Source organism: Streptomyces sp. NPDC093089 (assembly GCF_044754405.1).
Classification (GTDB): Bacteria; Actinomycetota; Actinomycetes; order Streptomycetales; family Streptomycetaceae; genus Streptomyces.
The window spans coordinates 339,507-365,431 of the sequence record NZ_JBIVPA010000007.1 but is presented as its reverse complement, the minus strand read 5'-3'; the positions used below and the strand labels follow the sequence as shown (position 1 = coordinate 365,431).

Genomic DNA, 25,925 nt, shown 5'->3' with positions numbered 1-25,925 from the left:
GGTTCTCCTCGGGTCGTGTGTCGGTTCCGGTCGTGTGTCGGTTCCGGTGGTGCGTCCTCAGACGAGCTGGATGGTCAGGGAGCCGGTGACCAGCAGGGCGAGGCCCAGGGCGCGCGGCTTCGTCAGGGAGCGTCGGGGGAGCTTGAACAGGCCCTTGTGGTCGATCAGTGCCGACGTGAGCTGCTGCCCGGTCACCGTGAGCGCGATCGTCACCGCCGCGCCGATCGACGGGATGAGCAGGAAGGTGCCGGTGACGTAGGCGGCGGCGCAGGCGCCACCCAGCCAGCCCCACCAGGGCATCCGCTTCAGCGGGGCGATCCTGGGCTTCGGGGTGCGCCGGGTCGCGTACAGCACGAGCAGGACCACCGCGATCGTGAAGGTCGCGACGGCGAAGCTGATCACGGCGACGCTGAGGGGCTCCTCGAGCCGGGCGCGCAGCTGGGCGTTGACCGCGCCCTGCACCGGCAGGACGCCGCCGGCCACCACGCCGAGGGTTAGCCAGCCCGTGCGGCCGGCGCTCGACATCCGGGGGGCTCCGGGAGGGGCCGCCGCCTTCATGCCCCGGATGATCACGACGATGCCGGCGAGCACGGCCGGGGCGCCGATGACGATCCCGGCGCCGAGGTCCTTCTGTTCGAGCCCGAGCAGGCCGAAGAGGTCGAGGGCGAGCGAGGCGAACATCTGGCCCGTCACGAAGAGCCCGACGGCGGCGAGGGCGCCGAGCCGGGGGAAGAGCAGGATGCCGCTGGTGATGTACAGCGGACTGGCGAGTCCGCCGAGCAGCTGCCAGGGCTCCACGTCGGGCAGCGCGCCCAGCGCGCCCAGCGCGCCGGTGGCCACCGCGAGCACGGCGAGCAGGCCGGTCGCGACGCCGAGCTGGATGGTCGAGGCGCCGTACGGGGTGCCGACGGCCGAGTTGAGCTGGAGGTTCACCGAGGCCTGGACGGCCAGGAGACAGCCGACCAGCAGGGCCGCGGCGAGAAGCGCGGTGTGCATCTGGATCTCCCTGGGGCGGGATGGCGATCAGGTAAGTGGACGCTGCGTCCGTTTAGCATGCCATGCGGCAAGCAAAGCGGACAAGGTGTCCACTTGGCTTGAGGGGAAGTAGGGTCTGATCCATGAGCGACGACGAGCGGCGTGGACGTGGAGCCGCCTCCGTGCACCGGGTCGGCGGGCTCCTGGGAGATCTGCAGGCCGCGGACGAGCAGCCGGTCGCCCCGCGGCGACGGGCGGACGCGGAGCGCAACCGCGCCCAGATCCTCGCCGCGGCCGAGCGGCTCTTCGCCGAAGCCGAACAGGACCCGCGGACGGTCACCATGGACCGGATCGCCAAGGCCGCGGGCGTCGGCCGCGCCACGCTCTACCGGAGCTTCCCCGACCCCTCGTCGGTCGCCGTGGCACTCCTCGACGAGCACGAGCGCCACCTCCAGGGCCAGCTCATCTACGGCCCCCCGCCGCTCGGCCCCGGCGCGCCCGCGGGCGAACGCCTCGCCGCCTTCTACCTGGCCATGCTCGACCTGCTGGAGCGTCACCTCCCGCTGGCACTCGGCGCGGAGACCGGCCCCGCGCGCTTCCGCACGGGCGCCTACGGCTTCTGGCGCGTCCACGTCCGCACGCTGCTCGTCGCCCACGGCGTCCGCGACCCCGACCCGCTGATCGACATCGCCCTCAGCCCCCTGTCCCCCGAACTCTTCCGCTTCCAGCGGCACGAACTCGGCCTGTCGACCGAGCGCATCGGCCACTCCCTGACGACCTTCGCCCGCCGACTCCTGGCACCTGGCGACGGAAGCGGGGATCGGGACGGGGACGTGGGCAGTGGTGGGGGCGGGGGCTGAGGGTGGTGCGTTGACGTGCGGGTGCCGACGGCCGTCCGGAGGCTGACGCCGGGCTCGGTCCCTCGTACCCGAGCGCGGACCAGGGTTCCGGGCTCTCGGACTGCCCATCCATACCGCCGCCCTGGCACACGGCATCGTCTGTCGGCCATGCCCTGAAGCACCTTGATCGCCCGGGCGAGTTCGAGCGGATCGGTGCGGGGACGGCGGCCGTGGCGGCTCGCGTCGGCCCGTGTGGGCCGGTGTCGGCCCATGTCGGCTCGCGTTGGCGGTCAGGCGGTCAGGCGGTCAGGCGGTCAGGCGCTTCCGGCAGTTCCGGTGGTTTCGGTGGTTTCGGTGGTTCCGGCAGTTCCGGTGGTTCCGTTCGATCCGGCGGTTTCGGCAGCGGCCACGGTCTTCGGACGGGAGCGGGAAACGGCCACGCCGGCCAGGCAGAGCGCGCCACCGGCGAGGGTGAGCAGGCCCGGCAGCTCGCCGAGGAGCACCCAGGCCAGGAGCACCACCAGGGCGGGGACGGCGTACGTCGTCGCACCCATGCGGCCCGCGGTCGTGCGGGCCAGGGCGTAGGCCCAGGTCGTGAAGGCGAGCGCGGTCGGGAACACCCCCAGGTAGACCATGTTCAGCGTCGCCGACAGCGGGGCCCGGCCCGCCTCCTCGACCAGCCGGCCGGCGAAGGGCAGGCAGGCCACCGCGCCCACCAGGCACCCGAACGTCGTCACCTGGAGCGCGCTGCCGTGCGCGAGCGCCGGCTTCTGCGCCACGACCCCGCCCGCGTACGCCATCGCCGCGAGCAGGCACAGTACGACGCCGAGGACGGAGGCGTGCCCGCCGGACGACGAGGCGGACATGGACAGCCCCACGGCCACCGCGCCCGCGAACGACACGGCCATGCCGGCGAGCAGGCGGGGCGGCAGGGACTCCTTGAGGAAACGCGCGCCGAGCAGCGCGATCAGGATCGGCCCGATGTTCACCACCATCGCCGCGGTTCCCGCGTCGACCTCCTGCTCGCCCCAGTTGAGCACCACCATGTACACCCCGAACCACAGCAGTCCCGAGGTCACGATCCCCGGCCACGCCGCCCGCGGCGGCAGCCCCTCCCGCCGCAGCACCAGCACCAGGCCCAGGACCAGCACCCCGGCGAGCAGTCGGCCGAGTGCCAGCGCGCCGGGGGAGTAGGCCGTCCCGGCGCTGCGGATCGAGACGAACGCGGAGGCCCACAGGACCACGGTCACACCGGCGGCGCCGAGCGCGAGCCGCGACGATTGCTTCTGCATGCCTCGACCGTAGGGCGTGGACCCTTCGGCGCTCACCGCAATATCGCCCCCCCTCGCGGGTCACCGCAGTGCGGCCGGGGCGATGCCCAGGGACGCGTACAGGGCGGACTCGCCCTCCCCGGTCACCTTTACGGCCCGTTCGGAGCCGATGCGTACGCACCACCCGGCGTCGAGGGCGTGCCGGCACAGAGCGGCGCCGGCGATCCCGGCGAGGTGCGGTCGCCGCTCGGTCCAGTCGAGGCAGCCGCGCGCCACGGGTCGCCGGCCCTTGTGCACGAGGGCGATGCCCCGCTCGTCGAACCAGGCCAGGCCCCGGTCCGTGAGCGCGAAACCGGTGTCCTGGCGCAGCAGTCCGCGCGCGGTCATCGCCTCCGTGATCGCGATGCCGAGGCGTCCGGCGAGGTGGTCGTAGCAGGTCCGGGCCCGGGCCATCGCCTCGCCGGCGCTCGCCTCCCGCAGGGAGCGCGGCCGCGCGCGTGCTTCGGGTCGAGGTTCGGACCGGGCTGCCAGGTCCTCCACGAGGTGTGCGATGCCGGGGTCGGCGAGCCGTACGTACCGGTGTCTGCCCTGTCGTTCCTCCGCGAGCAGCCCGCCCGCGACCAGCTTCCCGAGGTGCTCGCTCGCCGTCGACGGCGCCACCCCGGCGTGCCGGGCGAGCTCGCCCGCCGTCCACGCCCGTCCGTCGAGCAGGGCGAGCAGGAACGCGGCACGGCTCTCGTCCGCGAAGAGCGCCGCGAGCGCGGCGAGGTCACTGGCTGCCATGAACCCAGCGTGCCGCACTCATCCTTCGGTGGCGGCCGAAACGTCCGAGGGTGTCGTCGCCCCGCGGGCCGGCAGGGCCTCGTACTGCGTGCCGAGCCCGTCGAGGAGGGCGCGCAGGCCCGTGTCGAAGGCGCGCTGGTCGACCTTCTGGCGGTGCTCGGCGAGGAGGTGGGCCTGGCCGAGGTGGGGGTAGTCGGCGGGGTCGTAGGCGGTCTCGTCGTCGACGAAGCCGCGGGCGAAGGAGCCGAGGGCGGAGCCGGTGACGAAGTAGCGCATGAGGGCGCCGATGGAGGTGGCCTGGGCGGGGGGCCAGCCGGCGCGGACCATGGCGCCGAAGACGGCGTCGGCGACGCGGAGGCCGGCGGGGCGGCGGCCGGGGCCCTGGGCGAGGACCGGGACGACGTGGGGGTGGTCGGCGAGGGCGGCGCGGTAGGAGACGGCCCAGTCGTGGAGGGCGGTGCGCCAGTCCCGGACGTCGTCCTCCTCGAACATCGACAGGTCGATCTTCGCGCTCACGGCGTCGGCGACCGCGTCGAGGATCTCGTCCTTCGTGCGGAAGTGGTTGTAGAGCGAGGGGCCGCTCACCCCGAGCTCGGCGGCGAGTCTGCGGGTGGAGAGCGCGGCGAGGCCCTCCGCGTCGACCAGCGCGCCCGCCGTCTCGACGATGCGGTCTCGGCTGAGGAGGGGCTTGCGCGGTCGGGCCATGGCGCACATAGTAGGCCTGCGCTTTAAAACTAGCAGTGGTAATTAAATGGACGGGCGAGGTGGTGCACGGTGGATCTGGCGCTGAGTGGGGAACAGGAGGCCGTGCGGCGGCTCGCCATGGACTTCGTCGCACGTGAGGTCGCTCCGCACGTGGTCGCGTGGGACCGCGCCGAGGAGGTGGACCGGGCGATCGTGAAGAAGCTCGGCGCCGTCGGATTCCTCGGGCTCACGATCCCGGAGGAGTACGGAGGCTCCGGCGGCGACCACCTCGCGTACTGCCTCGTCACCGAGGAGCTCGGTCGGGGCGACTCCTCCGTGCGCGGCATCGTCTCCGTCTCCCTCGGCCTGGTCGCCAAGACGATCGCCTCCTGGGGCAGCGAGGAGCAGAAGCAGGCCTGGCTGCCCCGCCTCGCCGCCGGCGAGGCGCTCGGCTGCTTCGGCCTCACCGAGCCGGGCACCGGCTCCGACGCCGGGAACCTGACCACCCGGGCGGTCCTGGACGGCGCCACCGGCGACTACGTGATCAACGGCGGCAAGACGTTCATCACCAACGGCACCTGGGCCGACGTCGTCCTGCTCTTCGCCCGCACCAACGACACCCCGGGCCACAGGGGTGTCTCCGCCTTCCTCGTCCCCACCGACACCCCCGGCCTCACCCGCCGCGCCATCCACGGCAAGCTCGGCCTGCGCGGCCAGGCCACCGCCGAACTGGTCCTGGAGGACGTCCGCGTCCCCGCCGCCGCGGTGCTCGGCCCCGAGGGCAAGGGCTTCACCGTCGCCATGTCCGCCCTGGCCAAGGGCCGGATGTCGGTCGCCGCGGGCTGCGTCGGCATCGCGCAGGCCGCGCTCGACGCCGCCGTGCGGTACGCGGGGGAGCGCGAGCAGTTCGGAAAGCCCATCGCCTCGTACCAGCTCGTCCAGGAGCTGATCAGCGACATCGCCGTCGACGTGGACGCCGCCCGCCTGCTGACCTGGCGGGTCGCCGACCTGATCGACCGCGGGCAGGACTTCGCCACCGCCGCCTCCAAGGCGAAGCTGTACGCCTCCGAGGCCGCCGTCCGCGCCGCCAACAACGCCCTCCAGGTCTTCGGCGGCTACGGCTACATCGACGAGTACCCCGTCGGCAAGCTCCTCCGCGACGCGCGCGTCATGACCCTCTACGAGGGCACCAGCCAGATCCAGAAACTCATCATCGGACGGGCGCTGACGGGGGTCTCGGCCTTCTGACCGGATGCGTACGCGGGACGGGTCGGATGCGCGCGTGAGATGAGTGCGCGAGGTGAGCGCCCGGGATGGGCGCCCGAGATGCGCGCCCGAGATGCGCGCCCGGGATGACTACGCGAGATGAGTACGTGGGATGAGTACGCGGGCGGATGTGGTGCGGCGCACATCCGCCCGATGCTCATCCCATGAGTGACACACCGGTCAAGCAGCAGAACACCGCCGCCTACTACATGCAGGCCGTGATCTCCTTCGCGGTCGCCGGCCTGGCCGTGGCCATCGGGATCTACCAGCTCGAAGCCAGCGCCTGGGTGCGGGCCTTCCTCGCCGTCTCCGTCCTGTACCTCACCACCTCGGCCTTCACGCTGGCCAAGGTGGTCCGCGACCGGCAGGAGGCCGGTCAGATCGTCAGCCGGGTCGACCAGGCCCGTCTGGAGAAGCTCCTCGCCGAGCACGACCCCTTCCAGAAGCTCTGATGCCGAGACGCTCTAAGCGCTTGCTCACCCTCGTTGTATGGTGTTCGTCCTGACGGGGTCCGAGAAGGAGTGTGCGATGAGCGTGGCGGAGGAGACGCCCGGGGGCGAGGACATGCCCTGGGGCGAGGTCACGCCCGAGGCGGCGCGGCGGCTGCTGGTGGCCGCCGTGGAGGCGTTCGCCGAGCGCGGCTACCACGCCACCACGACCCGGGACATCGCCGGCCGCGCAGGGATGAGCCCGGCCGCGCTCTACATCCACTACAAGACCAAGGAAGAGCTGCTCCACCGGATCAGCCGCATCGGTCACGACAGGGCCCTGGAGATCCTCCGGGCCGCGGCCGCCGGCGACGGCACGGCCGCGGCGCGCCTCGCCGACGCCGTGCGTTCGTTCGTCCGCTGGCACGCCGAGCGGCACACCACCGCGCGGGTCGTCCAGTACGAGCTCGACGCCCTGGGTCCGGAGCACCGCGCCGAGATCGTGGAGCTGCGCCGGCAGTCCGACGCGACCGTGCGCGGGATCATCGACGAGGGCGTGGCCGCCGGCGAGTTCGACGTGCCGGACGCGGCCGGCACCACCGTCGCCGTGCTCTCCCTCTGCATCGACGTCTCTCGCTGGTTCAACGCGGAGGGCCGCCGGACGGCCGACGAGGTCGGCGCGCTCTACGCCGACCTCGTCCTCAGGATGGTGGGGGTCCGCACCCCGTAGGGCCGGCCCCGGGGGCGTGTCCGCCGCCCGGGGCCTCCGGGCGGCGGTCGGAAGCGGTTCAGAAGTAGTAGCGGGAGACCGACTCGGCGACGCAGACCGGCTTGGCGGAGCCCTCGCGCTCCACGGTCACCGTCGCCGTCACCTGCACTCCCTCGCCCGCGTCCTCGACCTTCGTCAGGACGGCCGTGGCGCGCAGTCGCGATCCGACGGGCACGGGAGCGGGGAAACGGACCTTCTCCGTACCGTAGTTGAGGCCCATCTTCATGCCCTGGACCGACATCACCTGCGGGACGAACAGCGGCAGCAGCGACAGCGTCAGATAGCCGTGCGCGATGGTCGTGCCGAACGGGCCGGAGGCGGCGCGCTCGGGGTCGACGTGGATCCACTGGTGGTCGCCGGTCGCCTCGGCGAAGAGGTCGATCCGCTTCTGGTCGACCTCCAGCCAGTCGCTGTGCCCCAGCTGCTCCCCGACCCCCGCGCGCAGCTCCTCGGCGGAGGTGAAGATCCTAGGCTCGGCCATGTTCGTGTCCCTTCTGGTACGGCATACCCAACGGTCGGTATCCAAGCGCTTGCTCAGCATGTGGGGTGAGGGGGCCACTGTCAACGGCCCACGGCGCCACAGCAGTAGGGTTCGACGAGTGCCGCAGATTCCAGAGAAGATCCACGAGCTCACCGTCGGCCAGCTCTCCGCCCGAAGCGGGGCCGCCGTGTCCGCCCTGCACTTCTACGAGGCGAAGGGGCTCATCAGCAGCCGCCGCACCACGGGCAACCAGCGCCGCTACGGCCGCGACACCCTCCGCCGCGTCGCCTTCGTCCGCGCCGCCCAACGCGTCGGCATCCCCCTCGCCACGATCCGGCAGGCGCTCGCGCAACTCCCCGAGGAACGCACGCCCACGAACGAGGACTGGGCCCGCCTCTCGGCGGCCTGGCGCACCGAACTCGACGAACGCATCAAGCAGCTCGGCCGGCTCCGCGACCACCTGACCGACTGCATCGGCTGCGGCTGCCTCTCCCTGGAGACCTGCGTCCTCTCCAACCCCGACGACGTCTTCGGCGAGCGCATGTCCGGCTCCCGCCTCCTCCCCGTACGCCGCCCCGCCGCGGACGACAACCCGTAGGCCGCCCCGCCGCGGACGACAACCCGTAGGCCGCCCCGCCGCGGACGACACCCCGTAGGCCGTCTCCGGTGGACCCGACCGGCCGTCTCGGTACCGGACCGGTCCCTCGGTACCGGGACCGGCCGTCCCTCAGTACCGGACGGCCGCCGCCACCAGCTCGGCGTTCGAGCGTGCCCGGGCGCCGTCCGGCAGGAACAGGGTGTCCTCCAGGCCGATCCGGGCGACGAGACCCAGGCGGCGGGCCAACCGCAGCACCGGCCACGCGCCGCCCTCCACGCCGTGGAGCAGCACCGGTACGCCGGGCGGGCGGCGGTCACCGACCTCCGTGAGCAGGGCGAGCGCCAGGGTTACGGCCTCAGTCCCAGTCCCAGCGGCACCGGAACCCGTGGCCGGGCCGGAATCCGCGGCCAGGTTCCGCGCCGCCGCCAGGATCCGTACGACCCGGTGGGCCAGCGGGGAGCGGGCGAACCGGGCCGGGCCGTCCGTGTCCGGCCACAGCGCGGCCTCGACGCCGATGCCGCGGTCCAGGAGCGCCGCGGCGATCCGCTCGGCGCCCGGTTCGTGCCAGTCGACCGAGACGAGGTCGGGGAGGGCGGTCCAGGAGCGGACGCGCTCCGCCCGGCGTTCCGTGTCGGGCTCGGCCGACAGGGCCGTCGTCACGGGCACCGGAGGGCCCGGCGCCGTGCCGGACGGGTCGCCCGTCGGGGCGCCTGTCGGGCCGAGCGCCGCCCGGAGGGACGTGAGGACCGGTGTGAGTACGCGTGGCGACAGCGAGGGGCGGCCGCAAGGCGTACGGGGATGGACGCGCACCTCGCCCGCTCCGGCGGCCACCGCGGCGGCTGCGGAAGCGGCGAGGGACTCCGGTGACGTCGGCACCGCCGCGGAATCCCCGGGCTCCCGGGACCCGTTGAGGCAGACCTGGAGCACGGTGGACGGCGTCCGGGTCACGCCGCCGAGGCGAGCGGGCGGTCCCGGTCCGTGCGCGCCCTGGCCAGCGCGCCCGAGGTGAGGACCGCCCGGGGGACGCCGACGCCGCAGTCCGCGCACACGGGGCCGGGAGAGGGTGCGTACGCGTCGCCGGGGTCGGCCCACTCGATCCGGGGGCCCGCGCACACCGGGCACTCCTCGCCCGGTCCGCTCTCCAGGGCCGTGATCAGCCGCCGCAGTACGTCGGGCAGGGGGTCCGACGGGTGCACGGCCGGATCGCCGCACCGGACGACCCCGTTCCCGCCCCAGACCCGCCGGTGCCAGTCGTCGAGGGCGCCGAGCCGCCGCAGGCCCTCGTGCTTCTCGCGCCGCCGCCGGGCGGCGAACTCCTCCTCGTACGCGAGCCACACGGCCCGCGCCTCCTCCAGCTCGTCGAGCGCGGCCACCAGCCGCCCCGGGTCGAGTTCCCGGTCCTCGGGCCCGAACCTGTGCCGGCGGCACAGATGGTCCCAGGTCGCCCGGTGCCCGTACGGCGCGAACCTCTCCAAGCACTTGCGCAGGGAGTACCTACGCAGTGCCATGTCGTGCCCCGGATCGCGCACCTGTCTCGCGAGACTCCGGAAACCGGCCATCTCTCGCCACCTCCGCCGCTGGTCCTTCCGCGATATCAGAGGGACGAACGAGCGGCCCCCGATGTTCCATCGAAATGCGGATGGCATCCATCAGTGGGTCGCGAGGGACTCCCGGAACCCGCCGGAACCAGCGCGTCCGGTGCGTTCGGAACCACGGCGAGACCCCGCCGCGCGGCAGGTCGGAGGAGGGGCGCGACCTCTCGGAACGGCCGGTCCGGGCGTGTACGCCGGCTCACCCGGGTCCCTTACGGTCGGCCGGGCACGACCCCGGGGCGCCCCTCCTACGCCCGCCCCATCCGGGCCGCCGACACCACCACCCTCGCCAGCTCGGGGCGGAGGATGTCGCTGTGCGAGCGGACGACGGCCGCCGCGTCGACGCTCACGCAGCCCACCGCCGGCACCCCCTCGCGCAGCACCGCGTCCAGAGTCAGGTCGGGCGTCCCCGGCACCGCCTGCACGCCGTCGTGCCCGATCGCACCCCACTTCGGGTCGTCCGAGCCGAGCAGTCCGGCCCGGGAACCGGCCCCAACCCTGAGTTCGACCCCGCCGTCGGCCTCGGTCCCGACCCCGACCCCGACTTCGACCCCGACTCCGGCCCCGGGCTCAACCCCGACCCCGACTCCGGCCTCAGCCCCGGCCCTGTCCTCGGCCCCGCTCCCGACCCCGACTTCGATCCCGACCCCGGTCCCCGCCCCAGCCTCGCGGAGCGACGCCGAGTCGCCCGCGACACGAGAGGCCAGCGGGTACATCACCCCGAGCGCCGAGTCGTGCCGCGAGTAGCAGGCGACCACGGGGCCGCGCACGCGGTACTGCGCGTCACGCAGAGCACCGGACCGCCGGGGGTCGTGCGGCAGCCGGGGCGCGAAGGCGTAGTGCGAGAAGGCGCCTTGAAGGAGGGTCACGGAGGCGACCGGCCGGGCCCCGGCGGGCAGGCTCCGCAGGGCGTACGCGACGAGCCGGGCGCCCATGCTGTGGCCGACCAGGTGGACGCGGAGACCGGGGGCCTGGCGGGCGACTTCACCGAGCAGCGGCCCGAGCCCCTGCTCGCCGACGTGCCCGGCCCGCTTCTTCATCACGTAGTAGGTGGCCTGCCGCAGGGCTTCCCGGCCCCCCCTCCAGTACCGCTTCAGCCCCTCCCCGAACCCGTTCCCGAAGCCGTTCCCGAACCCCTCCCCGAAGCCTTCCCCGGCCCCGGCCCCGGCCCCCGCCTCCAGTGCCTCGGTGAACAGCGCGCAGACCTCCAGAGGGTCCGCGAGGAGGAAGTCGGGAACGGGCTCGCGGGTGACGGCGGCGGCGCGGAGGTCCGGGTCGGGGACGTCCGTCAACTCGTGCAGCAGGGAGCCGAACTCGGCGAAGGCGCGCTCGTCGGCGGGTGCGGAGGAGAGGAGCTCGGTGATGCGGCCGAGGGTCGGCTCCTTCTCCGGAAGGACCGTCACCAGGGCCCGGTAGTCGGGGACGGGCTCGCCGGTGAACATCATGGAGGGCCAGATCAGGCCCGCGTAGCCGGCCTCCACGCCGGGGGAGAGGAGGTCGGGGAAGGGGGCGAAGAAGTCCGAGCAGAGGCGGGTGGCGCCGGACGGGGAGTTGTTCCACCCGTGGGCGAGCACCACCAGGTCGGTGACCCCCTGCCGGGCCAGTGAGGCGAGGGACGCGGACTGTCCCGCCGGCCCGTCGCCGTCCTTGTCGAAGGTTATTTCCCGGTACGGCTCCACACTCATCCCGGTCACGGCCCGACCGTCCCTCCCCGTCGAGGCGGGCCGCCATGCCGTGGGCGCGCGCGTGCGCGGGCGGCGGCTCCACGGCCAGCATGCCCGCGCACGGCCCCGTCCAGACCTGGGGCGGGCGGTCAGCGCAGCCGCGCCGCCGAGATCCGCGGGAAGTGGATCAGGAGGTCGTACGAGGCGGAGAGCCGCACGGGCAGGGTGTCGCCCGGCCAGGGGTACGCGGTTCCGATGCTCCGGGCCGGCCGGGGCGCGCCGAGCCAGTCCCGCGCGGCCGGGGTCGTCCGGCGCAGGTCCAGGTAGAAGGCGTCGGGGGAGACCCGGTCGAGGGTGTGGGAGCCGCTGTCGGGGCCGAGCGGGGCGACGGTGAAGACCCGGAGCGGTTCGCCGGGGGTCCCGGTGTCGTGCGCGTTGAAGGAGCCCTGCCCGAAGGAGGCGCCCACGCTGACGTAGTCCCGGCCGAGCGCGTCCCGCAGGAAGGCGCCCTGGAGCCGCGGGTACTGGGCCGGCCGGGTGGTCTCGTAGCCGACGTGCCCGTTGTGCGCGGAGAGCACGATCCGGCCGCCGGTCCGCCGCTGCCACCACACGGTGTTCTCTGCCATGACCCGGTCCCGGTAGAGCATCGCGGCCGCGACGCCCGCCTCCGTCGTCAGGTCGTGGGCGTACTCCGTCCCGACCTGGGCGACGGCCCGCGCGTGCTGCACGGCCCAGGCATGGGCCTCCCGCGCCCCGGCCCCCTTGCCGGGCCGCTGCCCTTCCAGGAGCGCGAGGGCCCGGTTCACGTCGGCGGCCATCCGCTGCCGTTCGGGGCGCGGCCGCTCCATGTACCCCTTCATCCAGGTCTCCACCCCGCCGGTGGGCCGCGAGGCCCGGTACAGCTCCCGGAAGCGGGGGAGGAGCGCCGGGTGGGCGCGGGCGACGTACGAGGTCACGGCGTCGAAGAGGTTCGGGCCCGCGTAGCCGAGGTCGTTGCCCATGAAGCGGACCTGGTGGTGGGGGTGGGCCACGTTGTGCCGCCGCATCCACCGGAAGAGGTCGAGGTACTCCTCGGTGTTCCAGAGGCGGTACGACTCCTGGAACTCGTCCCGCATGATCGCCCGGATGTCGCCCCGTCCGGTGCGGACCCACTCGTCGACGCGCAGTCCGGTGGACCAGTTCGCCTCCAGGGCGAAGGTCGTGAAGCCCCGCGACTCCACGAGGTGTTCGAAGATCCGGTGCTTGGCCGTGAAGAACTCCGCCGAGCTGTGGGTGGCCTCCCCGATCCCGACGACCTTGGCCGAGCCCACCATCCGGTCCAGCGGCCGCAGGTCGGTCAAGGCGTGTGCGGAGCGGGCCAGTTCACGTGCCGGATCGGGTGCGCCCGCCGGTGCTCCGGCCGCCCCGGCGGCGGGTGCCAGGGCGGCCAGGCAGGCGGCGACCAGCACCCCGACGAGGGGCAGGCGGCGGCTTCGTCGTAACGAGAGGTTCATGAGGCAAGCGTGGTCTGCGGGACGCCCGGGGGACATCCCGCTCGCACCCGTACCGGACGGGGGGTCAGCCCCCTGCCCGTAGAGGACCGGATCAGCGGTAGAGCAGGTACTCCTCGCGTACCGCGCGGAAGGCCGCCAGGTCCGCCGCCCACGCCCCGACGACCTCGTCGACGTCCGCGCCCGCGTCGATCAGGGTCCGTACGCGGGTCGAGCCGGTCAACTTGTCGATCCAGTTGTCCGGGCGCCAGGCGAAGCCGGTCCACGAGCTCCGGGCGGTGACCAGGAGGCCGATGCCGGTCCGTACCGGGTCGAAGGACTGCCGGTCGTGGACGTGCAGTTGGACCCCGCCGACGGTCTTGCCCTGGAACTTGGAGAAGGTGGGCGCGAAGTACGCCTCCCGGAGGCGGACGCCGGGCAGGCCGAGGGCGTTCGCGGCCTCCGCCCACCGCCGGTCGATCCCTTCCGCGCCGAGGAGTTCGAAGGGGCGGGTGGTGCCCCGGCCCTCGGACAGGTTCGTCCCCTCGAAGAGGCAGGTGCCGGAGTAGACGAGCGCGGTGTCCGGCGTGGGCATGTTCGGACTCGGCGGCACCCAGGGCAGCCCCGTCGCGTCGAAGAACTCCGAGCGCCGCCACCCCGTCATCCGTACGGTCTCCAGGGCGACGGGCGCGGCCAGGAACTCCCCGTTGAAGAGCCGGGCCAGCTCGGCGACCGTCATGCCGTGCGCCTGCGCGATCGGCTCGCGCCCGACGAACGTCGCGAACGCCCGGTCCAGGACGGGGCCGAGCGCCGCCCGCCCGGTCACCGGGTTCGGCCGGTCCAGGACCACGAACCGCTTCCCGGCGAGCGCGGCGGCCGCCATGCAGTCGTACAGCGTCCAGATGTACGTGTAGAACCGCGCGCCGACGTCCTGGATGTCGAAGACGACGGTGTCCACCCCGGAGGCGGTGAAGACGTCCGCGAGCGGCTGCCCGCTCTTCAGGTACGTGTCGTAGACGGGCAGCCCGGTCGCCGGGTCGTCGTACCGGCCCTCGGAGCCGCCCGCCTGAGCGGTGCCCCGGAAGCCGTGCTCGGGGCCGAAGACGGCGACGAGGTCCACCCGCTCGTCGGCGGCCATGACGTCGACGACGTGCCGCGCGTCCCGGGTGATCCCGGTCGGGTTGGTGACGATCCCGACCCGCTCGCCGGCCAGCAGGGCGTACCCGTCCGCCGCCAGCCGCTCGAACCCGGTCCGCACCCGGCCGTGACCGGGTGCCGCGGTGGCCGGGGCGGCGGACGCCGACGCCGCGACCGCGCCGAGGGCGCCTCCGGCGGCCAGCAGACTCCGTCGCGACAGACCCATGGAACCTCCTCGGGGTGACATGGGCACGCACGCTAGCGCTCCTGACCGCGCCGGGGAACGAGGCGTGCGGAACGGGTCTTCCGCCATTCCATACCGACTGGTTAGTCTGTCCGGGTCCCCGCAGCGGTTCATACGCCCGCTGCGGTCCTCCACAGCGGTTCTTCACAGAGGTTCTTCACACAGGGTCGTCGCAGTGGGTCGTCACAGCCGAGAGGTGGGTCCATGACCGCGGGTACGGGTACGGGTACGAATTCGGGTGCGGACGCGCACGAGCTCCGGGGTGCCGGGGTCGTCGTCACCGGGGCGGGCGGCGGCATCGGTGCCGCCCTGGCCCGCCGCTTCGCCGCCGAGGGGGCCCGGGTCGTCGTCAACGACCTCGACCCCGTCCGCGCCAAGGCCGTCGCCGAGGAGATCGGCGCCGTCGCCGTCCCCGGCGACGCCTCCGCCGTGGTCGACGAGGCGCGGGAGGCCCTCGGCGGCACCGTCGACGTCTGGTGCGCCAACGCCGGGCTCTCCTCGCCCGGCGACGCCTTCGCCGACGAGGACGTCTGGGCCGCCGCCTGGGACGTCAACGTGATGGCACACGTGCGCGCGGCCCGCGCCCTGCTCCCGGAGTGGCTGGAGCGCGGCGGTGGCCGGTTCGTCTCCACCGTCTCCGCCGCCGGGCTGCTCACCATGATCGGCGCGGCGCCGTACAGCGTCTCCAAGCACGGCGCGTACGCCTTCGCCGAATGGCTCTCCCTCACCTACCGGCACCGCGGCCTCAAGGTCCACGCCATCTGCCCGCAGGGCGTCCGTACGGACATGCTGACGGCCGCGGGAACGGCCGGCGAGCTGGTCCTCGCCCCCACCGCCATCGAGCCCGAGGACGTCGCCGACGCCCTCGTCGACGCCATCGAGGCCGACCGCTTCCTCGTCCTGCCCCACCCCGAGGTCGCCGGCTACTACCGCAACCGCGCCACCGACCCGGAGCGCTGGCTCGGCACCATGAACCACGTCCAGCAGGCGTGGGAGGCGGGCACCCGCTAGGAGCCGTCCCCGGCGGATGGGAAGATCTACGGACGGGAACGCTGTTTCCCGGCCCAGGACGATCACGGGCGATCACGGAAGATCGCAGAAGATCGCGGACAAGCACGAAGGAAGGCGGCGGAAGTATGGCCAGGACGACGGACGGGAGCGGCACGCCCGTGCCCCAGCGGCTCCTCGCCGCCGCCACCCGGCTCTTCGCGGAGCAGGGCTACGACCGCACCTCCGTCCAGGAGATCGTCGAGGCCGCCGGTGTCACCAAGGGGGCCCTCTACCACTACTTCGGCTCCAAGGAGGACCTCCTCCAGGAGGTCTACTCCCGGGTCCTGCGCCTCCAGCAGGAGCGGCTCGACGCCTTCGCGGACGCCGACGCCCCCGTCGAGGACCGGCTGCGCGACGCCGCCGCCGACGTCGTCGTCACCACCATCGAGAACCTCGACGACGCCTCCATCTTCTTCCGCTCCATGCACCACCTCAGCCCGGAGAAGCACAAGCAGGTCCGCTCCGAGCGGCGCCGCTACCACGAGCGTTTCCGCGCCCTGATCGAAGAGGGCCAGCGCTCCGGCGTGTTCTCCTCGGCGACCCCCGCCGACCTGGTCGTCGACTACCACTTCGGCTCCGTGCACCACCTCTCCACCTGGTACCGCCCCGACGGCCCGCTCACCCCCGAGCAGGTCGCCGGCCACCTCGCCGACCTCCTGCTCCGAGCCCTCCGCCCCTGACGGCCCCGCGGGGTATAACTGGCCCGTGGACGGGGCGGGCGGGGCGGACGGGAGGCGCGAGCGGGCGGGCATCGACCGCAGACTCGTCGTCGTGGGCACGGGCAGCTACCGGCACGCGCCCGAACTGCCCCTGATGCCCGAGGAGTTACGCGCCGCCGTCCGGCTCTTCGGCGGACTCGGCTACCGCGTCGACGAGCGGATCACCGACGCCGGCCTCGGCACCACCCGGGATCGCGTCCTCGACTGGGCCTACCGGACGGACGGCACCGGCAGCGCCGTCGTCGTCTACTGGACGGGCCACGGCGTCGACGGCTCGGGCCGCCACTACCTGCTCTGCGCCGACAGCCACCCCGACCGGCTCGCCGGCACGGCGCTCGCCGCCGAGGACCTCACCCGCTACGTCCTCGAATCCGGCGCCGAACGCGTCCTCCTCGTCATCGACACCTGCTGGGCCGGACAAGGCGGCGCCGACGCGGCCACCGCCGCCGAACAGCTGCGCGCCGCACTCCGCCAGGGGGCCGCCGACCACCGGGCCACCGGCCGAGCCGACACCGGCCGAGCCGACATCGGACGTCGACTCACCGACTTCGCCGTCATAGCCGTCGCCCGCGCCGGGGAACCCGCCTCGCCGATGGTCTTCGCCGCCGCCCTCTAAACCGCCCTCGCCCGGCTCTCCGTCTCCCTCAAACAGCGCTACCTCTCCGTCGAGCAGGTCGTCGACACCGTCAACGACATCTACCGGAGCGCCGGAATCCACCAGACCGCCCGCGCCCACGTGGAGACCGAGGGCTACGCCTTCTTCTCCTTCGAGAACACCGGCTACCGCCCCGGGGCCCGCTACGACGAGGGCGACGTCGCCGAACTGGCGGCCAGGCTCGCCCGGACCGGCCCCGAAGGCCTGCGCCGCCGCGCCGACCTGGAGACCCACTTCGCCCCGCGCGGGCAGGGCTTCGAACACGCCGTCCCCGGACGCGGCGGCTCGTACTTCGTCGGCCGCACCGCCGAACTCGACCGGATCGGCCACTGGCTGGCCCACGGCGACCCCGCCTGGGGCCGGGGCCTCCTCGTCACCGGCGGCCCCGGCGTCGGCAAGTCCGCCCTCCTCGGCAAACTGCTCCTCCGCTCCGGCGGCCGTACGGCCGACGCCCCCGCCCCCACCGCCGTCCACGCCCGGCACCGCTTCCTCGAAGACCTCGTCGCCGCCGTCGCCGACGCCGCCGGAGTCCCCGCCGGCACCCCGCAGGCCCTCCTCGGCGCCCTCGCCGCCCGCCGCGCCCCCCTCCACCTGATCGTCGACGCCCTCGACGAGGCCGGCGAGGCCCACGGCGACGACACCGAGGCCCGCCGCATCGCGGCCGAGCTCCTGTGCCCCCTGCTCCGCGTCCCCTGTGTACGGCTCCTCGTCGGCACCCGCCCCCACGTCCTCGACGCCTTCGGCGGCGAACCCGCCGTCCTCGACCTCGACGACTCCCGCGAGACCAGCGGCGAGGACATCGCCCACTACGCCCGCCGCCTCCTCCAGGCGCCCGACGGACCCGGCAGCCGCGGCCCGTACGACGACGACGCCGCCGAGACCGTCGCCCGCGAGATCGCCGCCCGCGCCCGCGGCAGCTTCCTCTCGGCCCGCATCGCCGCCCGCCACCTCGGCCGCGCCCCCCGCCCCGTCGACCCCACCGAACCCGGCTGGCACGCCCGCCTCCCCGAAGTCGGTGAAACCCCCGGCGTCACCTTCCTCCGCGTCCTCCGCCACCAACTCGGCCCCACCCACCCCCGCGCCCTCCCCCTCCTCACCGCCCTCGCCCTGGCCGAAGGCCCCGGCCTCCCCCCGGACCAGGTCTGGCGCACCATCGCCACCGCCTGCACGACCAGCACGACGGATACGGGGCCCACCGCGACGGATACGGGGCCCGGCGCGCAGGCGGTCGCGCCCGCGGCGCCGGGCCCGCTCGCCCCTGCTGCCCCTGCGTCCGCCGCCGGCCCGCTCGCCCCCGCTCCCGCCGCGTCGTCCCCGCCCACCCCCGTGTGGGCAATCGTCCCGCTGGGGCGGGACGGGTGGGCACACGGGACGGCGCCCTCGGCAGCGCCTCCGCCCCCCGAGCCTGCACCCGCACCCACCTGCACGCCCACCCCCGCACCCACCCCCGCGACCACCTGCACCCCCGCACCCACCCCCGCCTTCACCTGGGACGACATCGCCTGGCTCCTCGCCACCGTGGGCGAGCACCTCGTCGAGGAGCTCGACGCCGACGGGCGCTCCGTCTACCGGCTGTACCACCAGGCGTACGCGGACGCCCTCCGCACCACCCTCGACCCCGGCGCGCGCAGCCGCGTCGCGCACGCACTCGCCGCCCTCGTCCCCGAGGCCCCGCACGGACGGGACTGGGCGGCGGCACCCCCGTACGTCCGCCGCCACCTCGCCGAGCACGCGGAGGGGACGGAGCTGCTCGACGTGCTGGCCCTGGATGCCGAGTACCTGCTCACCGCCCCGGTCTCCGCGCTCCAGCGGGTCCTGAACCGGGCGGGGACGGAGCGGGGCCGCGCCGCCGCGCGGGCGGTCGGGCACTGCGCCGCCCTGCTGCACGCGCCCATCGACGAGGGAACCCGCGCCGCCCAACTGCGGCTCTCCGCGTTCCAGTCGGGCGCCGAGGAGCTGGCCGGGTCCGTACGCCGCCGGTACCCGCGACTGCCCTGGGACACCGAATGGGCGGAGGTCGCCCCGGTGCCGTACACGACGCTCGGCAGGTTCGCGGGCGGTGTGCGGGGCGCCGCCGTCGTCCCCGTCGGAGACCGGTCCGCCCTGGTGACCGCGGAGCGCGACGGGCCCGTACGGGTCTGGGACACCGAGGGCGGTGAACTCCTCGCCGAACTCCCCACCGACCTCGGCCCGATCACCGCCGTCCACGGCTGTCCCACCCGCCCCTGGGCGGCCCTCAGGACCGCCGAGCGGATCTGGGTGTGGGACGTGGAGAGCCGCGACCTCATCGGAGCCGTGGCCGCGCCCCGCGACACCGTGGACTGCGCCGTGACGGACCTCGGAGGAGAGTGCCTGGTCACCGCGCTCGACCCGGACGGCAGGGTCGTTCTCGCGACGGCCTCGGGCGAGTCGCGGCCGCTCACCCTGGTGGCCACCTCCCGGCGGGCGCTCCCGTGGAGTTCCTTCGACGGCGACCGGCTGGCGGTCGAGCACCACGAGGGGCGGCTGCGCGTGGCCGTGACCCGCGTGCACTGGTGGAAGGACAGGCTGCGCAGGGCCCGACTGACGGTGTGGGACCTCGGCGGCGGGACGGCCGGCGCCCTGACCGTCGAGCGGAAGGCGCACCGCGTCCTGCGCGGACGGGACGTCGAGGCGTTCGCGCTCCACCGCGGCACGGTCCTCGTGGCCACCCATCTCACCCTCTCCGGACCGTTGGTGGGCACCTGGTCCACCGTCCGGTCCGACGGCATCAGGGTCGTCGAGTGGTCCGGGCACCCCCACGGCTCCGCCCTGCTGCTGACCCCGGGAGCCGGACCGGAAGCCGAGGCCGAGCCGATCTGCCTCTCCGCGACCGCGTACGCCGTGACCGCGCGGAGCCCCGACGGCAGGGTCGTCGGCAGGACCCGCACCGACGCGCCCGTGCGGCGCCTCCTCGCGGCCGGCCACGGCCCGGACGGGCTCCGGCTGGTCTCCCTCGGCGCCGACGCCTGGTCCGCCAAGGGCTGGCACCTGGGTCCTCCGCCCGAGGACGGCGACACCGGCGACGATCCCGAGACGACCGTCCTCGCGGGCCGGATCTCGGGCCTGCCCGTCGTGGTCGTGCGGGACCCGGACGGCGTACGCCTCCTGGACGGCGGGAGCGGCGCCGTGCTGGACCACGTGGAGGGGACGACGGCCGGAGGGGAAGCGGCGGCCGGGGCGGAAGCGGCGGGTGCCACGGTCGTCGAAGCCCACCCGGGCGGTCCGGTGCTGCGGTGGAAGCGGCCGAGGAAACCGCGGCACCCGGTCCGGGTGAGCACCTGGGACGGCGGGTCGTCCTCCGACTTCCCCGAGGTCCGCGGACTCACCGCGGTGCTCCCCGTGCCGGGCGACGGAGCCCCCCGCTTCGTCGCCTGCATCGGGCACTACAAGAAGTCCGAGCGCTGCCTCGGCCTGTACGGGGCCGACGGCCGCAAGGGGGAGCTCCTCCACCTCGACCTCCACGACGTCCGCGCGGTGAGGCTCGTGCCGGACGGTGCACGGGTCTTCGCCGCGGCCGTCGGGTACCAGCACTTCGACGGCGTGGCCGAGGAAGGGCCACCGCCACGGCCCCACCTGACGGTGCGGTCACTGCCCGACGACACGGTCCGGTTCAGGCTGCGGGTGTCATCGGTGGACATCGTCCACGACCTGGGCCGGTGGCCCGAGGGCCCGGTCCTCGGGTACGTCGACAGCGACGGCGAGATCGCCGTCCGCACCCGCTTCCCCGCCTCGTTCCGTGCGGACCCGCTGCCGCCGGACATCGTCCCGCGCCCCGACCGGGTCCGCGTCACCGCGTTCCGGCTGCAGACCAGGAACGGCCGCCCCACGGTCCTGGCCGCCGGTGCCGACGGAGCCCTGACGCTGTTCGCCGCCGACACCACCGAGGTCCTGCACCGAGTCCACCTCGGCGGCGAGATCCTGGGCCTGGACTGGATCGACGACGAACGGCTCAGCGTGCACACCGCGACGGGCGTCCTCTGCCTGCGGCTGGGCTGACACCCGACTCGCGCCACAGGCACAGCTTCGGACGCCCCGACCCGCGCCACAGGCACTTCCTCGGACACCCCGACCTGTACTGCAGGCACTTCCTCGAACGCCCTGACCCGCCCCGCGGGTACTGCTTCAGAGGCCCGACCCGCCCTACAGGTACTGCTTCAGTTCCCGGCGTGCCAGCGACCGCTGGTGGACCTCGTCCGGCCCGTCCGCGAGCTTCAGCGTCCGCGCCGCCGTCCACAGTTCGGCCAGCGGGAAGTCCTGGGAGACGCCGCCGGCCCCGTGCGCCTGGACGGCCTTGTCGATGATGTCGACGACCGCGCGCGGGGTCGCGATCTTGATCGCCTGGATCTCGGTGTGCGCGCCCCGGTTGCCGACGGTGTCCATGAGCCAGGCCGTCTTGAGGACGAGGAGCCGCAGCTGCTCGATCGTGACCCGGGCGTCGGCGATCCAGTTCTGGACGACGCCCTGCTGGGCGAGGGCCTTGCCGAAGGCCGTACGGGAGACGGCGCGGCGGCACATCAGCTCGACGGCGCGTTCCGCCATGCCGATCAGGCGCATGCAGTGGTGGATGCGGCCGGGGCCGAGCCTGGCCTGGGCGATGGCGAAGCCGTCGCCCTCCGCGCCGACGATGTGCGAGGCGGGGACGCGGACGCCGTCGAACACCACCTCGGCGTGGCCGCCGTGGGAGTGGTCCTCGTACCCGTACACCTGCATCGCGCGCCGTACCTCGACGCCGGGGGTGTCGCGGGGCACGAGGATCATCGACTGCTGCCGGCGGAGGTCGGCGCCGTCGGGGTCGGTCTTGCCCATGACGATGAAGATCTTGCAGTCGGGGTTCATGGCCCCGGAGATGTACCACTTGCGCCCGTCGACGACGTACTCGTCGCCGTCCCGGCGGATCCGGGTCTCGATGTTCGTGGCGTCCGACGAGGCGACCTCCGGCTCGGTCATCGCGAACGCCGAGCGGATCTCGCCCGCCAGCAGCGGCTCCAGCCACTGCTTCTTCTGCGCCTCGTCGCCGAACTGGGCGAGCAGCTCCATGTTCCCGGTGTCGGGGGCGGCGCAGTTCAGGGCCGTCGGGGCGAGGTGCGGGCTGCGGCCGGTGATCTCGGCGAGCGGCGCGTACTGGAGGTTCGTCAGCCCGGCCCCGTACTCCGCGTCCGGCAGGAAGAGGTTCCACAGCCCCTGCCGCTTCGCCTCGGCCTTCAGCTCCTCCACGACCTGCGGCGTGTCCCAGGGGGAGGCGAGCCGGGCGCGCTGCTCCTCGGCGACGGCCTCGGCCGGGTACACGTGCTCGTCCATGAAGGCGAGCAGCCGGGCCCGCAGTTCCTCGGTGCGGGCGTCGTACGCGAAGTCCATGGCGGATCAGCCTTCCTGAAGGGTCGTGAGGCCGTGCTCGATGAACACGGGGACGAGTTCGCCGATGCGGTCGAAGCCGGCGCCGACGGTCTGCCCGAGGGTGTAGCGGTAGTGGATGCCTTCGAGGATCACGGCGAGCTTGAACCAGGCGAAGGCCGTGTACCAGGCGAGGGCGGACGTGTCGCGGCCCGAGCGGGCCGCGTAGCGCTCGACCAGCTCGGCGGCGGTCGGATGCCCGGCGGCCGTCGCGGTGGTGGAGAGCGGGGAGCCCGGCAGGTCGAGCGGCGTGCTGTACATGACGAGGAGGCCGAGGTCGGTCAGCGGGTCGCCGAGCGTGGACATCTCCCAGTCCAGGACGGCCCGGATGCGGTCGTCCTCGCCGATCAGGACGTTGTCGAGCCGGTAGTCGCCGTGGATCACGGTGGGCGGCGGGGAGGCGGGCAGCGCGCGGCCCAGGGCTGCGTGCAGCTCGTCGATGCCGGGCAGCTCCCGCCCGCGCGAGGCGTCCAGCTGCTTGCCCCACCGGCGCAGCTGCCGGTCGAGGAAGCCCTCCGGCCGGCCGAAGTCGCCCAGTCCGACCGCCGCCGGGTCCACCGCGTGCAGGTCGACGAGCGTGTCGACGAGACCGAGCACGGCGGCGCGCGTGCGCTCGGGGCCGAGCGGCGCGAGCTCGCGGGCCGATCGGTACGGCGTCCCGTCCGCGAACTCCATCACGTAGAACGGCGCCCCGAGCACCGACTCGTCCTCGCAGAGCACCACCGTCGTGGGGACCGGCACCCCGGTCCCGGCCAGCGCACTGATCACCCGGTGCTCGCGCCGCATGTCGTGCGCCGTCGCCAGCACGTGCCCGAGCGGCGGCCTGCGCACGACCCAGCGCCCGCTCCCGTCGCTCACCACGTACGTCAGATTCGACCGGCCACCCTCGATCAACCGCGCTTCGAGAGGGCCGGCCACCAGGCCGGGCCGCTCCCTGTCGAGGAACCGGCGCAGCTGCTCCGGGTCGAGTCCTGGCAGCGGGGCGGAACTCATGAGTGCGTACCTCCGGGTCGGCTTCGATCGCGCTCATCATGACCGACCAGTCGGTATGTCGTCCAGGGTGCGTCATGAAAGAGCTCCTCTCCCCTTGGCCCCTGATCCCATCCCTGAATACAGTTCACATATGGATTCGAAGCTGATCGTCGACCACGTCCGACTCACCCCGATCCTCATCTCCGACCCACCCCTCCTCAACCTCCAGGGCGTCCACCAGCCCTACACCCCCCGCCTCGTCGTCGAAGTCGTCACCCGCGCCGGCGTCACCGGCCTCGGCGAAACCTACGGCGACCACGTCTACCTGAACCTCGCCCAACCCCTCGCCGAGGCCCTCCCCGGCCGTTCGATCACGGACGTGAACGACCTGTTCGCCCTGGCGGAAGCCGTCTGCGCGGCGGCGGAGAAGGCGGAGGCGGATGGGGCAGCGACGGCGACGGCGGTGGAGAGGGCGGGCGGGCCGTCGTCGGGGGGCGGTGCCTGGACGTGGGCAGGCGTCGCCGCCTGGCCGTCACCGGCGGCCGGCGCGTCGGCAGGGGGCGCCGGCGGCCTACCGCCTGCGACGGGTGCGTCGGCAGGGGTTGCCGGAGCTCCTTCGCCCGCCACCGGTGCGCTGTCAGGGGCTGGAGGAGGCCCGTCGCCCGCCACCGGTGCGCTGTCGGGGGGCGCCAGTGCGCCGTCGCCCGCCACGGACGCGGGAGTCGACGCCGGAGGCCTGCGCGGTGTCCGGACCGCCGCCAAACTCCGCCTCTCCGTCGTCTCCGCCTTCGAGACAGCCTGCCTCGACGCCCTCGGCAAGACCCTCGGCCTGCCCGTCCACGCCCTGCTCGGCGGCAAGGTACGCGACTCCGTCGAGTACAGCGCCTACCTCTTCCACCGCTGGGCAACCCACCCCGGCGCCGCGCCCATGGACGACTGGGGCGCGGCCCTCGACCCGGCGGGCATCGTCGCCCAGGCGCGCCGCTTCGAACGCCTCCACGGCTTCAGCTCCTTCAAGCTCAAGGGCGGGGTCTTCGAACCCGAACGCGAGATCGCCGCGATCCGCGCCCTCGCCGAGGCCTTCCCCGGCCGCCCCCTCCGCCTCGACCCCAACGGAGCCTGGTCCGTCGAGACCTCACTCGCGGTGGCGCGCGAACTGGGGGACGTACTGGAGTACCTGGAGGACCCGTCGAGCGGCACCGACGCGATGGCCCGCATCGCCGCCCGCACGGACGTACCGCTCGCCACCAACATGTGCGTCACGACGTTCGAGGAGATCCCCGAAGCCTTCGCGAAGGGCGCGGTGGACATCGTCCTCGCCGACCACCACTACTGGGGCGGCCTCCAGCGCACCCGCGAACTGGCCGCGCTCTGCCGCACCTACGGCATCGGCCTCTCCATGCACTCCAACACCCACCTCGGCATCAGCCTCGCCGCCATGACCCACGTCGCCGCCACCCTCCCCGACCTCCACCACGCCTGCGACACCCACTACCCCTGGCAGACCGAAGACGTCATCACCCCCCGCCCCGCCTTCCACTCCGGCCACCTCCCCGTCCCCGACACCCCGGGCCTCGGCATCGACCTCGACCGCCCCGCCCTCGCCGCCCTCCACCACCGCTGGCTCACCGACGACGGCACCCACCACAACCGCGACGACACCGCCGCCATGCGCTCCGCCGACCCCACCTGGACCCAAGGCCACTGGTAACCCCGCACGCCCCTCCGCCCCGCCCCGGCCCACCCCTCGTGTGGGCACGCGCCGGCCCGCCCCACTTCCGCGTGGGCTGCGCCCGCCACCCTGGCCCACCTCCGTGTGGGCCCGCACGAAGGCGGGCCGGGCGGGACGGAGGCGGGCCGGGCGGGACGGAGGGGCGTACGCACTGCGCCGCAGGGCGCGTGCAACGGCTCCAGACGCAGCCCCCCGCAAGCGTTCGGCGCGGTTTACGCGTGGCAAGCCACCGGCACGCCCCCGTTCATCGCGGCCATGTCGCCGAAGACGGCGACGGGGTCGAGGGGGGCGCCTTCGGGGAGCCCGTCGAGTTCGGCGTAGGCGCGGTGGAGGTTGGCGACGAGGCGCTCGTTCTCGCGCCAGGCGGCGAATTCTCCGAAGTCGGCGGAGCGGGCGGTTTCGAGGGGGGTGGCGCCCTTGGTGCGACCGGTGGTGGCGAGGTCGCGTACCCAGAGGAGGTAGCGCTCGGTGGAGTCGTAGGAGGAGGGGTCGGTGACGGGGCCGTGGCCGGGGACGACGGTCGGCGCGTCGAGCGAGCGGAGGAGGTCGAGGGCGCGGAGGGAGCCGGCGAGGGAGCCCATGGGGAGGAAGGGGGTGCCGCCGTGGAAGACGAGGTCGCCGGTGAAGACGACGCCGTGGTCGGGGAGGTGGACGATGGAGTCGCCGGTGGTGTGCGCGGCGCCGGGGTGGATGACGCGTACCTCGATGTCCCCGACGTGGAGGGTGAGGCGGTCGTGGTAGGTGAGGGACGGGGGGAGGATGTCGACGCGCCCGAAGTCGGTCTGGGGCCACAGGAGGTGGAGTTGGTGGCCGGCGGTGAGCTGCTCGGAGCGGCAGTTCTCGTGGCCGATGATCCGGGCTCGGGGGTGGAAGACCCCGTTGCCGTAGGTGTGGTCGCCGTGGTGGTGCGTGGAGACGATGGTCGACGGCAGGGGCAGGCCTTCCGCGAGGACGGCGTCGCGGAGGAGTAGGGCCCGGCGTTCGGTGGCGGCGGTGTCGACGAGGAGTGATTCGTCGGCGTCGCCGAGGAATCCGGCGTTGTTGAGGCACCAGCCGCCGTCGGGCTGGACGTAGGCGTGGACGTTCGGGGCGAGCGGGACGACATAGGGATCGGTGGCAGACAAGGCATTCCCCCGGTTGAGAGCCCGATTGGACAGGAGGGAAGCGTGCCAGTCGGCCCCGACC

23 protein-coding genes are annotated in these 25,925 nt (G+C 73.9%); 10 read left to right on the top strand and 13 right to left on the bottom strand.

From position 1 onward, the window contains the following. Positions 1 to 57 precede the first annotated feature (57 nt). Positions 58 to 996, bottom strand: a complete 939-nt coding sequence (locus tag ACIQFX_RS18910) for a DMT family transporter (protein ID WP_402464429.1) — start codon at positions 994 to 996, stop codon at positions 58 to 60. Positions 997 to 1,118: 122 nt separating this feature from the next. On the opposite strand from ACIQFX_RS18910, the gene ACIQFX_RS18905 reads away from it, so the two are divergent. Continuing rightward, the gene (locus tag ACIQFX_RS18905; RefSeq protein WP_402464426.1) at positions 1,119 to 1,835 is read left to right on the top strand and encodes a TetR/AcrR family transcriptional regulator; all 717 of its coding nucleotides are present in this window, start codon (positions 1,119 to 1,121) and stop codon (positions 1,833 to 1,835) included. Positions 1,836 to 2,128: 293 nt separating this feature from the next. On the opposite strand, the gene ACIQFX_RS18900 is transcribed toward ACIQFX_RS18905, so the two are convergent. Genes ACIQFX_RS18900 through ACIQFX_RS18890 form a run of 3 tightly spaced genes read right to left on the bottom strand, consistent with a single transcriptional unit; the run spans position 2,129 to position 4,573 of the window. Then, entirely contained in the window at positions 2,129 to 3,106 is a 978-nt protein-coding gene (locus ACIQFX_RS18900; RefSeq protein WP_402464424.1) for a DMT family transporter, read from the bottom strand. Positions 3,107 to 3,166: 60 nt separating this feature from the next. After that, positions 3,167 to 3,868, bottom strand: coding sequence for an ArsR/SmtB family transcription factor (locus ACIQFX_RS18895; protein WP_402464422.1), 702 nt, complete (start codon positions 3,866 to 3,868; stop codon positions 3,167 to 3,169). Positions 3,869 to 3,886: 18 nt separating this feature from the next. Next, complete coding sequence (locus ACIQFX_RS18890) at positions 3,887 to 4,573, bottom strand: TetR/AcrR family transcriptional regulator (protein WP_402464420.1); 687 nt, start codon at positions 4,571 to 4,573, stop codon at positions 3,887 to 3,889. A 69-nt stretch (positions 4,574 to 4,642) separates the two neighbouring features. On the opposite strand from ACIQFX_RS18890, the gene ACIQFX_RS18885 reads away from it, so the two are divergent. The 3 genes from ACIQFX_RS18885 to ACIQFX_RS18875 all read left to right on the top strand — a co-directional run bounded on the left by ACIQFX_RS18885 (position 4,643) and on the right by ACIQFX_RS18875 (position 6,976). After that, positions 4,643 to 5,800, top strand: a complete 1,158-nt coding sequence (locus ACIQFX_RS18885) for an acyl-CoA dehydrogenase family protein (RefSeq protein WP_402464418.1) — start codon at positions 4,643 to 4,645, stop codon at positions 5,798 to 5,800. A gap of 182 nt (positions 5,801 to 5,982) precedes the next feature. Next, positions 5,983 to 6,270 (top strand): YiaA/YiaB family inner membrane protein, encoded by a 288-nt coding sequence (locus ACIQFX_RS18880; protein ID WP_402464416.1) that lies wholly within the window; start codon positions 5,983 to 5,985, stop codon positions 6,268 to 6,270. Between the two features lie 76 nt (positions 6,271 to 6,346). Beyond that, positions 6,347 to 6,976, top strand: coding sequence for a TetR/AcrR family transcriptional regulator (locus tag ACIQFX_RS18875; RefSeq protein ID WP_402464414.1), 630 nt, complete (start codon positions 6,347 to 6,349; stop codon positions 6,974 to 6,976). A gap of 58 nt (positions 6,977 to 7,034) precedes the next feature. Here the strand turns inward: ACIQFX_RS18875 and ACIQFX_RS18870 are convergent, their stop codons facing one another. After that, positions 7,035 to 7,496, bottom strand: a complete 462-nt coding sequence (locus tag ACIQFX_RS18870; RefSeq protein ID WP_402464412.1) for a MaoC family dehydratase — start codon at positions 7,494 to 7,496, stop codon at positions 7,035 to 7,037. A gap of 118 nt (positions 7,497 to 7,614) precedes the next feature. On the opposite strand from ACIQFX_RS18870, the gene soxR reads away from it, so the two are divergent. Further along, positions 7,615 to 8,094 carry a redox-sensitive transcriptional activator SoxR gene (soxR, locus tag ACIQFX_RS18865; protein ID WP_402464410.1) on the top strand — a complete coding sequence of 160 codons (480 nt, stop codon included), beginning with the start codon at positions 7,615 to 7,617 and terminating at the stop codon, positions 8,092 to 8,094. A gap of 129 nt (positions 8,095 to 8,223) precedes the next feature. On the opposite strand, the gene ACIQFX_RS18860 is transcribed toward soxR, so the two are convergent. The 5 genes from ACIQFX_RS18860 to ACIQFX_RS18840 all read right to left on the bottom strand — a co-directional run bounded on the left by ACIQFX_RS18860 (position 8,224) and on the right by ACIQFX_RS18840 (position 14,182). Further along, positions 8,224 to 9,042, bottom strand: a complete 819-nt coding sequence (locus ACIQFX_RS18860; protein ID WP_402464408.1) for a 3-keto-5-aminohexanoate cleavage protein — start codon at positions 9,040 to 9,042, stop codon at positions 8,224 to 8,226. After that, a complete protein-coding gene (locus tag ACIQFX_RS18855; RefSeq protein ID WP_402464406.1) occupies positions 9,039 to 9,653 on the bottom strand; it encodes a hypothetical protein in 615 nt (204 codons plus the stop codon). Before ACIQFX_RS18855 ends, ACIQFX_RS18860 begins: the two co-directional genes overlap by 4 nt. Before the next feature lie 281 nt (positions 9,654 to 9,934). Then, complete coding sequence (locus ACIQFX_RS18850; RefSeq protein ID WP_402464643.1) at positions 9,935 to 11,371, bottom strand: alpha/beta hydrolase; 1,437 nt, start codon at positions 11,369 to 11,371, stop codon at positions 9,935 to 9,937. A gap of 128 nt (positions 11,372 to 11,499) precedes the next feature. Next, positions 11,500 to 12,843 carry an erythromycin esterase family protein gene (locus tag ACIQFX_RS18845; protein ID WP_402464404.1) on the bottom strand — a complete coding sequence of 448 codons (1,344 nt, stop codon included), beginning with the start codon at positions 12,841 to 12,843 and terminating at the stop codon, positions 11,500 to 11,502. Between the two features lie 91 nt (positions 12,844 to 12,934). Then, entirely contained in the window at positions 12,935 to 14,182 is a 1,248-nt protein-coding gene (locus ACIQFX_RS18840) for an exo-beta-N-acetylmuramidase NamZ domain-containing protein (RefSeq protein WP_402464402.1), read from the bottom strand. A 222-nt stretch (positions 14,183 to 14,404) separates the two neighbouring features. On the opposite strand from ACIQFX_RS18840, the gene ACIQFX_RS18835 reads away from it, so the two are divergent. From ACIQFX_RS18835 to ACIQFX_RS18820, 4 genes are all read left to right on the top strand, one after another. Then, on the top strand, positions 14,405 to 15,211 hold the full coding sequence (locus tag ACIQFX_RS18835; RefSeq protein WP_402464400.1) for an SDR family oxidoreductase: 807 nt from the start codon (positions 14,405 to 14,407) through the stop codon (positions 15,209 to 15,211). Positions 15,212 to 15,336: 125 nt separating this feature from the next. After that, positions 15,337 to 15,930 carry a TetR/AcrR family transcriptional regulator gene (locus ACIQFX_RS18830; protein ID WP_402464398.1) on the top strand — a complete coding sequence of 198 codons (594 nt, stop codon included), beginning with the start codon at positions 15,337 to 15,339 and terminating at the stop codon, positions 15,928 to 15,930. 25 nt (positions 15,931 to 15,955) lie between these two features. Then, the gene (locus ACIQFX_RS18825) at positions 15,956 to 16,585 is read left to right on the top strand and encodes a hypothetical protein (RefSeq protein ID WP_402464396.1); all 630 of its coding nucleotides are present in this window, start codon (positions 15,956 to 15,958) and stop codon (positions 16,583 to 16,585) included. A 120-nt stretch (positions 16,586 to 16,705) separates the two neighbouring features. Next, positions 16,706 to 20,641, top strand: coding sequence for an NACHT and WD repeat domain-containing protein (locus tag ACIQFX_RS18820; protein WP_402464394.1), 3,936 nt, complete (start codon positions 16,706 to 16,708; stop codon positions 20,639 to 20,641). Positions 20,642 to 20,785: 144 nt separating this feature from the next. Here ACIQFX_RS18820 and ACIQFX_RS18815 read toward each other — a convergent pair whose 3' ends face one another. Together ACIQFX_RS18815 and ACIQFX_RS18810 are read right to left on the bottom strand one after the other, a co-directional pair. Further along, complete coding sequence (locus ACIQFX_RS18815) at positions 20,786 to 22,000, bottom strand: acyl-CoA dehydrogenase family protein (protein WP_402464392.1); 1,215 nt, start codon at positions 21,998 to 22,000, stop codon at positions 20,786 to 20,788. 6 nt (positions 22,001 to 22,006) lie between these two features. Further along, positions 22,007 to 23,029 (bottom strand): phosphotransferase family protein, encoded by a 1,023-nt coding sequence (locus ACIQFX_RS18810; RefSeq protein ID WP_402464389.1) that lies wholly within the window; start codon positions 23,027 to 23,029, stop codon positions 22,007 to 22,009. Positions 23,030 to 23,159: 130 nt separating this feature from the next. Between ACIQFX_RS18810 and ACIQFX_RS18805 the strand changes: the two genes are divergently transcribed. Beyond that, positions 23,160 to 24,719, top strand: a complete 1,560-nt coding sequence (locus ACIQFX_RS18805; RefSeq protein WP_402464387.1) for an enolase C-terminal domain-like protein — start codon at positions 23,160 to 23,162, stop codon at positions 24,717 to 24,719. A gap of 233 nt (positions 24,720 to 24,952) precedes the next feature. Here the strand turns inward: ACIQFX_RS18805 and ACIQFX_RS18800 are convergent, their stop codons facing one another. Further along, positions 24,953 to 25,864: an MBL fold metallo-hydrolase gene (locus tag ACIQFX_RS18800; RefSeq protein WP_402464385.1), complete on the bottom strand. Its 912-nt coding sequence runs from the start codon at positions 25,862 to 25,864 to the stop codon at positions 24,953 to 24,955. Positions 25,865 to 25,925: the final 61 nt, after the last annotated feature.